Origin of the sequence: Rudaea sp., assembly GCF_047601565.1 — a bacterium.
In the GTDB taxonomy this organism is placed as follows: domain Bacteria; phylum Pseudomonadota; class Gammaproteobacteria; order Xanthomonadales; family Rhodanobacteraceae; genus Rudaea.
In genome coordinates, this window is sequence record NZ_JASGIY010000001.1 from 2,741,993 (window position 1) to 2,754,973 (window position 12,981).

A 12,981-nucleotide genomic window follows, 5' to 3' on the forward strand; every position below is an offset into this window, starting at 1 on the left:
GCGGCGGGGAGCCGCACCGGGCCGCGTATGATACAGCCTAACTATTTCTGCGCCAAGTCTTCGTAGCCGGCAAGGCTTGGAATTGGGAATGCGGACGCTGCGACGGATCACTCACTCGCAAGCCAGTTCGGTGCGCAGCGCGGCGTAGTCGTTGGCGAGGGCGTCGGCGTGCGCGGGGCGAGCGAGAAGGGCTGCCAGACTCGGCGGCACCGGAACGGGCGCGCCGATCAGGGGCTCGACGATGCTGTCGAACTTGGCCGGATGGGCGGTGGACACGATGGCCCAGCCCTCATCGGCCTTCGTGCTGCCGTTCGCACGCATCGTTTCGAGCAGATGTATTGCCGTTGCGGTGTGCGGACAGAGGACTTCGCCATAGCGGGAATAGCGTTCGCGAATCGTCTCACGGATCGTTTCGTCGTCGACCGAGGCGCAGACGAATTCGCGGCGCAGCGCGGCGGCATCGGGGTACAGCCAGGTGAGGCGTTCAAAGTTGCTCGGCGCGCCGACGTCCATCGCATTGGCGATCGTCGCCACGCTCGGCTGTGCGGCGTAGTCGGCGCCGCCGAAGAAGTCGGGCAGTACGTGGTTGGCGTTGGTCGCGAGCGCGATGCATCCGATCGGCAGGCCGCAGGCGCGTGCAAGCACGCACGCGACCGCGTTGCCGAGGTTGCCGGTGGGGATCGCGAAGTTGAGATTTTCGCGGAGTGTGAGCCAGTGCAGCAGTGACGCCTGCGCGTAGTAAGCCATCTGCGGCAGCAGGCGACCGAGGCTGATGCTGTTGGCCGTGCCGAGCGGCGAGACCGCACGCAGTGAGGCGTCGCCCAGCGCCTGCTTGGCCATGCGTTGGCAGTCGTCGAATGCGCCGTCGACGCGCAGGGCACGTACGTTGCCGCCGAATGCGCCGAGCTGGTGCGCCTGGCGCGGTGAGACGCGGCCGTCGGGGTAGAGGATCGCGACCTTGAAGCCGGGCAGTCCGGCAAAGGCCGCGCCGACCGCGGCGCCCGTGTCGCCCGAAGTGGCGACGACGATAGTCAGCGGCTTATCCGATTCGCGTGCAAGGCGCTGCATGCACGCGGCGAGGAAGCGCGCGCCAAAGTCTTTGAACGCGGCGGTGGGGCCGTGGAACAGTTCGAGAATATGGTCGTCCGGCGTCGCCAGTGGGTACAGTGGTGAATCGAAGGTAAAGGCGCTTCGACAGATCGCCGGTAATTCGTCGGCAAGCGCATCGCCGACGAAAAATGGCGCAAGCAAGCGCTCGGCGGTATCGGAAAGCCCGTCGCATCCGGCGAAATCTTCCGGAGTGAATTTCGGCAACGACTGCGGCACGTACAGGCCGCCGTCGGGCGCGAGACCGGCCGCGAGCGCCGCGGACAGGCCGAGCGCGGGGGAGTTTCCTCGAGTGCTGATGTATTTCATGGGATGACGTGAGCGGCGGGCCCGTTGACGGGCGAGACGAAGATTTCGCTGGCGATGCCGGCGTGGTCGAATCCCGCCTGCATCGCGGGCGCGGCGGCCTCGGCTTGCGCGCGCGATTCGAACCAGGCGAACACGGACGGGCCGGCACCCGAAATGCTGGCACCCATCGCGCGATGGTCGAGCGCAGCCTGCTTGACGCGCGCGAAGCCGGCGATCAGCGGCGCGCGGCGCGGTTCGACGAGCACGTCGCTCAGGCCGGCGCGCACCAGGTTCGCGTCGCCGCGCTGGCAGCCTGCGAGCACGAGGGCCAGGTTGGCGCTCTGCGCGACGAAATCGCCAATCGCATAGGCGCCTTTTAAGGCTTCGCGCGCGCGCCGCGTCTCGAGCACCGCATCGGGGTGGACGAGGGCGCTGTGCCAAGCGTCGGGCACCGGAATCTTGACCAGATGGTCGAGCGTGGCGAGCACGACGCCGCCGAGCAGCATCGGCCCGACGTTGTCGCCGTGGCGGCCGCCGCTGGCGACGGCTTCGCCGGCCAGCGCGAACGGATACAACTGCTCGGCGCTGAGCGGTGCATCGAGCAGCGCGTTCGCGGCGACGAGCGCGGCGACGCACGACGCGGCCGAGCCGCCCATGCCCGAGCCGAACGGGATGCCCTTGTCGAGTTCGATCTCGAAGCCGAACGGCAGGTTCAACGCCTCGCGCAGGGCGATCAGCGCGGCGCCGGCGGTATTCTTTTCGGCGTCGAGCGGCAGCGCGACCGGCGCGTTGCGGATGGCGGCAACCTGTACTTTGCCGCTTTGTATACGGCGCACCGTGGCGTGATCGCCGGCACCGGCGAAGCTCTGGCCGAGGATGTCGAAGCCGATGCCGAGGTTGCCGATGCTCGCCGGAGAAAAGGCGGTCGCTTCCAGCTTCATACGCGCGCGCCGAGCGAGGCCGAGACGCGCAGCAGATCGGCGAACACGCCGGCGGCGGTGACTTCGGGGCCCGCACCGGGGCCCTGGATCACCATTGGGTTGCTGTTGTAACGTTTGGTCGAAAACTGCACGACGTTGTCGGTCAGTTGCAGGTTGGCGAACGTGTGCGAGCGCGGCAGCTCGACGAGGCCGACGCTGGCCTTGCCGTCCTTGCCGAGCTGGGCGACGTAGCGCAGTACGCAGTCCTTGGCCTTGGCCGCGGCGAAGCGCGCGGCGATCGGCGCGTCGAGTTCGCCGAGGCGCGACATGAATTCCTCGCGTCCCGCGCCGAGCAGAGATTCGGGCACGAGGTTCTCGACCGCCACGTCTTCGAGCGACAGCTCGCGCCCCGCCTCGCGCGCGAGGATGACGAGCTTGCGTGCGACGTCGATGCCGGAGAGGTCGTCGCGCGGATCGGGCTCGGTGTAGCCGAGCTTGTGCGCCTCGCGGATCAGTTCGGAGAACGCGATGCTGCCGTCATACTTGTTGAACAGCCACGCCAGCGTGCCCGAAAAGATGCCGGCGACGGCGGTCAGCTCGTCGCCCGTGTCGATCAGATCGCGCAGCGTCTGGATCACGGGCAGGCCCGCGCCGACCGTGGCCTCGTAGCGGAAGCGCCCGCCGCCCTGCGCCGCGGCGGCGCGGATCGCGCGGTAGCGCTCGATCGGGCCCGCGCCGGCCTGCTTGTTCGGCGTGATGACATGAATGCCGGCGGCGAGCCACTGCGCGTATTTCGCGGCGACGTCGTTGCTGCCGGAGCAGTCGAGGATGACCGTGTGCGGCAAGTGCGCCGCGATCAGGTGCTTCATGAAACCGTCGATGTCGTTGTCGACGAAGTCGCCGTCGCGGTCGCGCCAGTTGGTGCCGAGGTCGAGTTCGTCGGCGAGCAGGTATTTGGTCGAGAGGATCGCACGCAGGCGCAGGTCGAGGCCGACCTCGCGGCGCAGACGCGGCGCGGCGGCCGCGATCTGGTCGAGCAGCGCCGCGCCGACCTTGCCCGGCCCGATCAGGCCGACCGAAATCGTCTGCGGCGACAGCCAGAACGCGGCGTGCGCGGCGCGCAGCGCGAGCGTCGCCTGCGCGCTCGAAATCGCCACCGAGATGTTGCGCTCGGAGGCGCCCTGCGCGATCGCGCGGATGTTGATGTGCGAGCGCGCGAGCGCGTAGAACAGACGCGCGGCGACGCCGGGGACGCCGGCCATGCGGTCGCCGACGACGGCGAGCACGCTGATGTCGCGCGAAACCTGCACGCCGCTGATCTGCCCCGCATGCAGTTCGCGCGCGAAGGCGCCTTCGATCGCCGCGCACGCGGTATCCGCCTCGACGAGCTTCACGACGCAGCAGATCGAGTGTTCGCTCGAGCCCTGCGAGATCATCACGACCGATACCTTGGCCGCGCGCAACGCGGCGAACACGCGCTCGGCCGTGCCCGGCACGCCGATCATGCCGGTGCCTTCGACGTTGAGCAGGGCGAGGCCGTGGGCGAGCGTGAGCCCCTTGACCGGGCCGTTCTCGTCGCCGGTCGCGTCGATGCGCGTGCCGGGCAGTTTCGGCTTGAACGTGTTGCGGATCAGGATCGGCAGGCCTCGCGCAATCGCCGGCGCCATCGTCTGCGGATGGATGACCTTGGCGCCGAAATAGGCCAGTTCGCAGGCCTCGTTGTAGCTCATCGCCGAGAGCGTAACCGCTTCGGGTTCGATGCGCGGATCGGCGCTGAGCACGCCGTCGACGTCGGTCCAGATGTGCAATTCTTCACTTTTATACAATGCGGCGAAGATCGCGCCCGAATAGTCGCTGCCGTTGCGGCCGAGCACGGTGTCGCGGCCGTTCTCGTCGCGGGCGACGTAGCCCGTCACGATCAGGCGCGATTGCGGATTGGCACGGCGCCACTGCGTGAGCTTCGCCTCGGTCGCCTCCCAGTCCACCGCGACGCCGAGTTCCTCGTGGCGCACGACGAGCACGTCGCGCGCGTCGCACCAGGCATAGTCGGCGCCGAGCGAGTTCAGCAGGCGCGCGAGCAGCCACGACGACCAGATCTCGCCGTTGCCGCTGATCGCCTCGGCCACGCCGCTGCCCGCGCCACGCAACACCGCGATCGCGTCAAGCAGCCGGGCCAGTTCGTCGAAACGGGTATGCAGCCAATCCTGCGCAGGCCGCGCTGCGTTACCGAGCAATACTGCGGCCGTGTCGAGATGGCGCCGGCGCAGCGTTTCGAACTGCTCGCGCCAAGTCTGGTTGGCCGCGGCCGCCGCAGCCAGGGCCAGCAGCGCATCGGTGACGCCCGACATGGCCGAGACGACGACCACCTGGGTGGTCTCGGGCCGTGCGCGCACCAGTTCGGCGACGTGGCGGATGCGCGTCGCGTCGGCCATCGACGTGCCGCCGAATTTGTGCGCGACATTCGTCAATGTATTAGCGCGCTGTGACGTCGCCGATGCGGCGTCGGCGGGGCGGGGCGGCTGGGCGAGCGTGGTCATTGAACCTCCGGAAGGGTTGCGCATTCTACCGAAGGCGGGCGGCGCGATCCGCACCTTCGTCGAGGTGCGGGGCCGTGTGCTTGGGAATTCAGTTGCGCACGACGGACCGCACCACGCGGGTAGTGGTAATGGTCGTCGTCGCGATTGTTGCGGCGCAATACATCAATGTAGTGGAACCGATTGCGCGCAGGCTGTCAAGCCGTTTCGTCATTTGGCCGTTTGGACGGCCATTCGTGTTGCGTCGACGGCGACAATCCGCAGGAAAAACCGGACATGCGCGGGAATCGGCGGGTTGCGCCGCAAGCGCATTCGTTCCAAGCTTGGCCATCCCTTGCCTTGGAAGTCGTGCCCATGAATTTTCATCGTTATCGCCGACACGAACGGATTTTCGCCTCGCTGCTCGCCATCATTGCGCTCGGCGCCTGCTCGCAGCAGGACGATACCGCCGCGCAGGCCGCGGCGGCGCAGGCGAAGGCGGACGCCGCCGCTGCGGCGGCCAAACGCACGGCCGGGCTGCTCGACCTCTATCGCAAGCAGACGCAGGCCGGCGAGGATGCGGCCGCCGTCGATACGGGCCGCGCCATCGTCAAGTTGTCCGCGGGCAGCGACGCTGCGCAGGAAGTGCAGCAGACCTTGCCGGCCATCGAACAGCGCGTGCGCGATCAGGCCGAGAAGGCGCGCCTTGCCTCGCTGTGGGAATACCAGGTCGCGCCGATGATGGGCGGTACGCAATCCACCGCGAGCATCTACAGCAACCAGCGCATCAACGGCGCGCCGGTGCAGATGGTGCTGCGCCGGCACACGCAATGGGGCCAGAGCGTGTTCCTCTACGGCGGGCGCTTCGTGTGCAAGGCGGTATGCACCCTGCCGGCGACGTTCGACGGCACGCCGCATCCGCTGCGCGGCTTTCTGCCGCCGACAGGCGAACCTTCGGTCATGATCAAGGGCGACAAGGATTTCATCGCGGCATTGGCGAAGGCGAAGAAAATCGTGATCCCGGTCGTTTTGCAGGACTCCGGGCAGTCGCGCGAATTGTCCTACGATGTGGGCGGATACGATGCGGGCAAGTGGGCGCCGCTGCCGGGGGCGAAAAAGTAGGGTCGGGCGGAATACCCTGCGATTTGCATCAGGGCAGCTTCGCGCTCAGCGCATCGAATAACAGCGGCTTGCGCCAGCCTTCGAGCGCGGCCGGCCACGCTCGATCGGTCAGGAAGGTTTCGAGATGGCGGCGCGGGCAGAGCAGGCCATCGGGCAGATCGAGCTTTTGCGCGACCGCTGCGACCGCGTCTTTCATTGCGGCGACGGCTTTCTTTTCCGCCGATGTCATCGGCGCGGGAATCGGCAAGGCCGCCGCGTCCGAGTCGTCGTGCGGCGCGCGCAACAGGGCGAGCACTTCCTCGCGCTGGGCGCTGCGCAGCGCGCGTAGGCCCTTGGTGCGTTCGAACAGTTCGTTGCCGTTCGCTGGCGGGCGCTCGGCGAGAGCGAGCGCATGCGCATCGTCGAGCAGCCAGGACCGCGGCTTGTCGAAGCGGCGTGCGGCCCGTTCGCGCCAGAGCAGCAGGCGGCGCAGCAGGATCTGGTTTTCGCGCGGCCAGTCCGATGCGCTGCGGAAGGCGCGCTGCGGCTGCATGTCGGGCTCGGCGCGACGCACGCGCTCGACCATGCGCCGGCAGTCCTCGGCGAGCCATTCGCTGCGGCCGAGCGATTTGAGCGAGTCGGCGAGGCGCGCATGGATCTGCAGTAACCAGGCCACGTCCTGGGCGGCGTAATCGAGTTGCGCGGCGCTGAGCGGGCGTTGCAGCCAGTCCGAGCGTGTTTCCGATTTCGGCAGTTCGACGCCGAACAATGCGGCGACGAGTTTCTGGTACGACAGGCCGAAACCAAGCCCGGCCATCGCGGCGGCGATCTGTGTGTCGAACAGGTTCGCGGGGCCTTCGGGCACGATGCCGGCGAGCGCTTCGAGGTCCTCGCTCGCGCTGTGCATCACGCAGATGCCGGCCGGTTCGCGCAGGCGCGCCGCGAGCGCGGCGTGGGCGCCGAGCCGCGGCGAGTCGAGCAGGGCGATGCCGTTGCCGAGCTTGATCTGCACGAGCGCCAGGATGGGCGCGAACGTGTTCGTGCGCGTGAATTCGGTGTCGAGCGCGATGATTCCGCCGCGCGGAGATTGCGCGATCCATGCGTCGAGCGCGGCTTCGTTGTCCATCCATTCGTGCATCGGCTGTCTCGTCCCTTGTCTAACAAAGACGCATAGCCTAAGGTTCCGCCGTCACCTTGTCAGCCGTTTTGGGTGCGTGCACGATGCCCGGCAGCGATGTCGTCAACAAACAGACCGCGCTCGGCGGCGCCGCCGGCATCGCCGTGCTGCTGTTCGCGCTGGCCTGGCGTTTCTTCCCGGGCATGCCGCCGCCAACGGAACCGACGCAAGAGGCGAGCGCTGGCATGGGCCCGTCGCTCGTTGTCGCGCAGGCGCAGAAGTCGGGCGATGCCGCTGTGGTCGCGCCGGCCGGCAACGAAAAAACAGTGGAGTCGTGGGGGCCGCCCGCCGATCTCGCCCCGCCGCCGCCGAAGCAGATCGCCGCGTTGCTGAAGAAGGCCGACGATGCGTTCGCGAAGGGCCGGCTGCTCGAGACCAGGGACGGCGCGCTGGCGCTGTACCGCCAGGTGCTCGATGCCGACCATCGCAGCGCGCCCGCTAAGGTGGGCGTGGACAAGGTGCGCGAGGCGATCCTGCAGCAGGCGAACGACGCGCTCGATCGCGGCGACGAGGATGAATCGGCGCGCGCCATCGCCGTGCTGCGCGACCAGGCGCTCGACGACGAGCACGTCGACGACTTGCAGGCGCGGTTGAAGAAGCTGCGCCAGACCACGCCGTTGTTGACGCGCGCTGCCGGGCTTTTGCACCGCGAGGCCAAGGACGACGGCGAAGCGGAGAAGAATCGCAACGACGCGCTCGCGGTCTACCGCGAGGTGATCAAGATCGACCCGGACAACAAGCTGGCGGACCAGGGCCTTGCGCAGATCGAGCGCAATTGGCTCGATCGCGCGCTCGCCGCCGCGGCGCAGGACGACTACGCCGGTGCCGAGGACGCGCTGAGCCGCGCGTCGGCGATCCGTCCCGGCTCGCAACAACTGCTGGACACGCGCAGCCAGATACAGGGTCTGCGCAAGCAACGCGCGTCCGCGGTGATGGCGCAAGCCAACTCCGCGCTCGACGCGGGCGATGCGAACCTGGCGCAACGGCTCGCGCAGCGCGCGCTGGGCATGAGCCCCGATGTCGGCGGCGTCGACGCGTTCAACGAGCGCTTGCGCAACGCGCGCCTGTACGCGAGCTACAAGCCGGGGCAGGTGCTGACCGATGCCTTCGTCGATCGCAACGGCAATGCGCCGCCCGTGGTCGTCGTGCCGATCGGCAGCTTCGCCATGGGCTCGCCTGCGCAGGAACCGGGCCATCGCAGCAGCGAGGAGCCGCAGCACGACGTCAAGATCGCGCTCGGTTTCGCGCTCGGCCGCGACGAAGTCAGCGTCGCCGAATTCCGCGCCTTCGTCGACGCCGCGAGATACGTGACCGACGCGGAAAAACTCGGCTCCTCCACCGTCTACGACGAAGACTCCGGTCGCACGATCGACCGGCGCGGCATCACCTGGCGCAATGACTACAGCGGCGGTGCCGCGGCGGACGATCTGCCCGTCATCCACGTTTCCTGGAACGACGCTGCCGCCTACGTGCAATGGCTGTCGGCGCGCACCGGCAAGCGCTATCGCCTGCCGAGCGAGGCCGAGTACGAGTACACGCTGCGCGCGGACACGACGACGCGCTATTGGTGGGGAGACGGCAATCCCCCCCCGAATAACGCGAACCTGACCGGCGATGGCGACAAGTCGCCCTCGCAGCGGCGCTGGACCAATGCGTTCCCGCGCTACGCCGACGGCTACTGGGGGCCGGCGCCGATCGGGAAATTTCCGCCGAATCCGTTCGGCCTGCGCGACATCGACGGCAACGTGGCCGACTGGGTCGAAGATTGCTGGCACGACAACTATCTGCGTGCGCCGGCCGATGGCCGTGCCTGGGTCAATCCGGGCTGCGAGCGCCGCGTGGTGCGCGGCGCTTCCTGGGGCAGCGCGCCGGACCAGGCGCGCTCGGCGTTCCGCGCGAGTCTGCCGGCCGATGCGCGCAACTCGCAGGTCGGCATTCGCGTCGCGCGCGATCTCTAGCCCGCATTTCTCGCAGCCCTCCGTCGCGAGGATGCCGAGACGCCGTCCTGACGCGCGATGCGCACTGAAGACGGGTGAAGGCGTACTCGACAGTACGTCGAGCCCGGCTGAGGGAGCGGCGCGCGTCAGGGCGGATGGATCGGCGGCCGCAGCAGGAGGGCTGTGAGAAATGCGGGCTAAAGGCTCGGCGCGTCTCACGCCGACGCAGAGCGCTTGAATCCTGCGTCGGGTAGGTCTACGCTGGCTTTGCCGTTGCAGCGAGGCGCAAGGTGGCGCGCAACGGTTGAAGAGCGTCCTCAGGGGGGGGGCGGCATTCGCGACCTGTAATCCCGTCCAGGTTGCGCCTTTTGCGGCACGAGTTGCCGTAACGCGTCATGCCGTCGCCTGGGTTTGGCAACACAACGTGTTGATTCCAAAGCTGATAAAATTTTGGCGCAAGTTTTGCTTTGCACTTCGTTGGCGGTAGCCCATCAACAGACTCGAAGTGCAGCCATGTTAGACAATAATTCGCTGTCGAATCCGGAAATCGTAGTCCAAGGGACGGAATTGACGCAGTTCCGTCTGGGCTTTCAGTCGCATATGAACATAGTCATCGTCGACGATCAGCAATCCGCACGCCTGATGATGCGCAAGGTGGTGGAGGACATCAGCCCGGACGTGCGCGTGTTCGATTTCGGCGATCCGGTCGTTGCCCTGAAATGGTCCGAGACCCAGCGTATCGATCTGCTGTTGCTCGACTATCGCATGCCGGGCTACGACGGCCTCGAGTTCGCGCGCCGTTTTCGCCGTTTTCCCGCCAACCGCGACGTGCCTATCGTTTTGATCAGCGTGGTCGGTGACGAACCGCTGCGCCAGGCGGCGCTCGATGCGGGCGTCATCGATTTCCTCGTCAAACCGGTGCGCCCGCGCGAACTGCGCGCGCGTTTCCGCAATCTGCTGTCGCTGCGGCGCCAGGGCGAGTCGGTCAAGGAGCGCGCTCGCTCGCTCGAAGAGCGCCTGCTCGCCAATCTGCACGAGGTGGAGAATCGCGAGCGTGAAATCCTGTTTCGTCTGGCCAAAGCGGCCGAGTATCGCGATTTCACGACCGGCATACACCTGATGCGCATGTCGCACTACGTCGAACTTCTGGCCGAGGAAATCGGGTTGCCCGAGGACGACGTCCGCTGCCTGACGTTGGCCGCTCCGCTGCACGACATTGGGAAAATCGGCATCCCGGACTCGATCCTGCTGAAGAAGGGCGCGCTGACCGATGAAGAGATGCAGGTCATGCGCCGCCACCCGCTGATCGGCCACGAGATATTGCGCGACAGCCAAAGCAAGTTCATCAAGATGGCCGCCGTCATCGCCCTGCGGCATCACGAACGCTGGGACGGGAGCGGTTATCCGGATGGTCTGAAGGGCGATGAAATTCCGCTTGCGGCGCAGATCGTTTCGGTTGCCGATGTATACGATGCCCTGACGACGGAGCGGCCCTACAAGCCCGCGTGGAGTTCCGCGAAAGCCTTGGACTATCTCGTCGAGAATCGCGGGGTTCTGTTTTCCCCGGCGTGCGTCGACATCATGCTGGCCAACCAGGCCAGGCTGAGCGAAATCCAATACGCCAGCCTTGCGGCCAAAGAATTCGGGTATTGAAGCCATGGACCGGACGGTTTCGCGCGCTCGTACTCCTGGCCGCCTCATCGAATCGGCCGTCAATTTCGTTCGTGGCCGCCTTTCAAATCGGCCCGACAGCGAACACCATCAAGCCATCGTCCGCTTCGCTGTCGTAAGCGCCTATTTCGCTTACGTGGTCTGGCTGGAAATTGCCAGGGGGCACGTGGAGCATTTGTTCCAGTGGTCGCTGCTCATAGCGAGCCTGGAATTCATCGTCGGCGGAATCATTCTTGCCGGTATCGTGATCAACCCCGGGAAATCGCCGGCTCGGCGAATTCTCGGCATGGTCGCCGACTACATCGCGTTGGGGGCGGCGATGTACTTTCTCGGGGACGTCATGGCGCCCCTGTACGCGGTGTATCTGTGGGTGACGATAGGAAACGGGCTGCGCTACGGTTTCAATTTTCTTATCGCGGCCATGACGCTGGCGACCGTCTCTTTCAGTTGCGTAATTCTGTACACGCCTTACTGGTTGAGTAACCGCCCGCTTGCGTGGGGTTTGTTGGCAGGCCTGATTGCGCTGCCGGGATACATATCGAACTTGATCAGAGCCTTGCGGCACGCGACGGAAGAGGCCAGGCAGGCGAACGAAGCCAAATCCCGATTCCTGGCTGCGATGAGCCATGAATTGCGTACACCGCTGAACGGTATAGTCGGCATGTCCGATTTGCTGTCGACCGCACGCCTTCCCCCCGAGGAAACCGAATACTCGCGAGTCATCCAGACTTCGGCGCGAACCCTCCTCACGCTGATTGAAAACGTCCTCGATATCTCCGCGATCGAGGCCGGAAAACTCAAGCAGAAATTGAACGATTTTCGCGTGAGGGACTTGTTGAGCGAAATACATCTGATGCTGCAACCTCACGCATTGGAGAAGAAGCTTGATTTCGATGTGAGCGTCGATGCGGAAATCCCTTCCCAGGTGAAGGGCGATGCCAACCATTTGCGCCAGGTGCTCATCAACCTCACCGCCAACGCCATCAAATTCACCGAGCGCGGATCCGTCAAAATCTCGGTGTCCCAGACAAACAGAATCGAAGAGCAGGTTACCCTCAGGTTCTCCATTCGGGACACGGGAGTCGGCATACCGGCTTCGGCGCAATCGCGAATTTTCGAAGCTTTTGAACAAGCCGATCAGGGCCGGGGGCGTCGATTCGACGGCACGGGCCTGGGTACTTCGATCGCAAAAGCGTTGACCGAGCTGGCCGGCGGCACCATTTCGTTCGAAAGCACGGAAGGCGAAGGATCGCACTTCTGGGTGGATATGCCATTTCAGGAAGTGACGGATACGGCTTTTAGCGAAAACGAGGCCGCCTCGAACCAGAATGTGATTTCGTTCGACGATCCGTTCATCCGGCACCGCGCCAGGGTCCCGCAAATGAGCATTCTCATTGCGGACGACCAGCAGGCCAACTTGACGGTATTGAAGCGCATCCTTGAAAAATCGGGGCACAAGGTTCAGCAAGTGAGCGACGCGGAGGAAGTGCTGGATCGCCTCGAGCACAGTCGGTATGACGCAGTCGTGATCGACATGCATATGCCCGGGCTAAGCGGCCTCGACGTATTGCGACATGCCAGATTCATGCAGGCGGGAAGCGAGGTGACGCCGTTCATCGTATTGAGCGCGGACGCCACGCCTGAAATGAAGCAGGCCTGCGACCAGGCTGGCGCCAAGGCGTTCCTGACGAAGCCCATCGCCACGCCGCTGTTGCTGGAAACGCTTGCGGAAATAGCGCTTGGCGGCGCGGAGAGTGCGCCTTCGAAATCGGCAAAGCCGCAAAGTTCCACCATCGCATTCGAGGCGTCGCAGGTGCTTTCTCGTGACGTGCTCGATGATATTTCCCAGCAATTCGGCCGGGAATTTCTGGATTTGTTCGTTGAAGAGTGCATGCGCGACCTGACGAAAAATTTTGCGGCGTTGGAAAAAGTCGCAATGACTTCGAACTGGGACGATTTCCGCGATGTGTGCCATGCGATAAAGGGTGTCGCGGGCAATATCGGCGCAACGGGTCTTGCAGCTCTTGCCTCCGATGCCATGAAACTGGGTTATGGGGATCTCGAACGCGAGTGGCGTGCGCGCCTCGCAGGCATGACCGGGCAATTCAAGGCGGTAAGGCGGCAACTGCCGCGTCTCGCGGTGGACAAGGCGTCGCAAAATCTCTGAGCGCAAGGGGCGATGGGCAGTTTGCCTCGACATTCCCAATGCTTCTGGCGGGAATGCGGCGTCTTGGCTCTTCGCCAACTGCAAAACCCAACCCACCGAT

Annotated in this window: 8 protein-coding genes; 4 read left to right on the plus strand and 4 right to left on the minus strand. The window is 65.6% G+C overall.

From position 1 onward, the window contains the following. Nucleotides 1-111 precede the first annotated feature (111 nt). From thrC to thrA, 3 genes are read right to left on the minus strand one after another with little or no spacing between them, the layout of a single operon-like run. On the minus strand, nt 112-1,416 hold the full coding sequence (gene thrC, locus QM741_RS12035) for a threonine synthase (RefSeq protein ID WP_415207924.1): 1,305 nt from the start codon (nt 1,414-1,416) through the stop codon (nt 112-114). Next, nucleotides 1,413-2,336, minus strand: a complete 924-nt coding sequence (locus tag QM741_RS12040) for a homoserine kinase (protein WP_415207925.1) — start codon at nt 2,334-2,336, stop codon at nt 1,413-1,415. Before QM741_RS12040 ends, thrC begins: the two co-directional genes overlap by 4 nt. Continuing rightward, complete coding sequence (thrA, locus tag QM741_RS12045) at nt 2,333-4,852, minus strand: bifunctional aspartate kinase/homoserine dehydrogenase I (RefSeq protein WP_415207926.1); 2,520 nt, start codon at nt 4,850-4,852, stop codon at nt 2,333-2,335. The genes QM741_RS12040 and thrA overlap by 4 nt, the downstream gene beginning before the upstream one ends. 351 nt (nt 4,853-5,203) lie before the next feature. On the opposite strand from thrA, the gene QM741_RS12050 reads away from it, so the two are divergent. Next, nucleotides 5,204-5,950 carry a hypothetical protein gene (locus QM741_RS12050; protein WP_415207927.1) on the plus strand — a complete coding sequence of 249 codons (747 nt, stop codon included), beginning with the start codon at nt 5,204-5,206 and terminating at the stop codon, nt 5,948-5,950. 28 nt (nt 5,951-5,978) lie between these two features. Here the strand turns inward: QM741_RS12050 and QM741_RS12055 are convergent, their stop codons facing one another. Continuing rightward, nucleotides 5,979-7,067: a ribonuclease D gene (locus QM741_RS12055; RefSeq protein ID WP_415207928.1), complete on the minus strand. Its 1,089-nt coding sequence runs from the start codon at nt 7,065-7,067 to the stop codon at nt 5,979-5,981. A gap of 56 nt (nt 7,068-7,123) precedes the next feature. Here QM741_RS12055 and QM741_RS12060 point away from each other — a divergent pair, with 56 nt between their 5' ends. The 3 genes from QM741_RS12060 (at nt 7,124) to QM741_RS12070 (ending at nt 12,881) form a co-directional block, all read left to right on the plus strand. After that, complete coding sequence (locus QM741_RS12060) at nt 7,124-9,064, plus strand: SUMF1/EgtB/PvdO family nonheme iron enzyme (protein WP_415207929.1); 1,941 nt, start codon at nt 7,124-7,126, stop codon at nt 9,062-9,064. A gap of 579 nt (nt 9,065-9,643) precedes the next feature. Next, nucleotides 9,644-10,696: an HD-GYP domain-containing protein gene (locus QM741_RS12065; protein WP_415209119.1), complete on the plus strand. Its 1,053-nt coding sequence runs from the start codon at nt 9,644-9,646 to the stop codon at nt 10,694-10,696. 4 nt (nt 10,697-10,700) lie between these two features. Then, on the plus strand, nt 10,701-12,881 hold the full coding sequence (locus QM741_RS12070) for an ATP-binding protein (RefSeq protein WP_415207930.1): 2,181 nt from the start codon (nt 10,701-10,703) through the stop codon (nt 12,879-12,881). Nucleotides 12,882-12,981: the final 100 nt, after the last annotated feature.

What these genes read in the sequence shown, in the direction of transcription:
- thrC (WP_415207924.1), bottom strand. Translation starts at nt 1,416, where the DNA reads ATGAAATACATCAGCACTCGAGGAAACTCCCCCGCGCTCGGCCTGTCC.
- QM741_RS12040 (WP_415207925.1), bottom strand. Translation starts at nt 2,336, where the DNA reads ATGAAGCTGGAAGCGACCGCCTTTTCTCCGGCGAGCATCGGCAACCTC.
- thrA (WP_415207926.1), bottom strand. Translation starts at nt 4,852, where the DNA reads ATGACCACGCTCGCCCAGCCGCCCCGCCCCGCCGACGCCGCATCGGCG.
- QM741_RS12050 (WP_415207927.1), top strand. Translation starts at nt 5,204, where the DNA reads ATGAATTTTCATCGTTATCGCCGACACGAACGGATTTTCGCCTCGCTG.
- QM741_RS12055 (WP_415207928.1), bottom strand. Translation starts at nt 7,067, where the DNA reads ATGCACGAATGGATGGACAACGAAGCCGCGCTCGACGCATGGATCGCG.
- QM741_RS12065 (WP_415209119.1), top strand. Translation starts at nt 9,644, where the DNA reads ATGAACATAGTCATCGTCGACGATCAGCAATCCGCACGCCTGATGATG.
- QM741_RS12070 (WP_415207930.1), top strand. Translation starts at nt 10,701, where the DNA reads ATGGACCGGACGGTTTCGCGCGCTCGTACTCCTGGCCGCCTCATCGAA.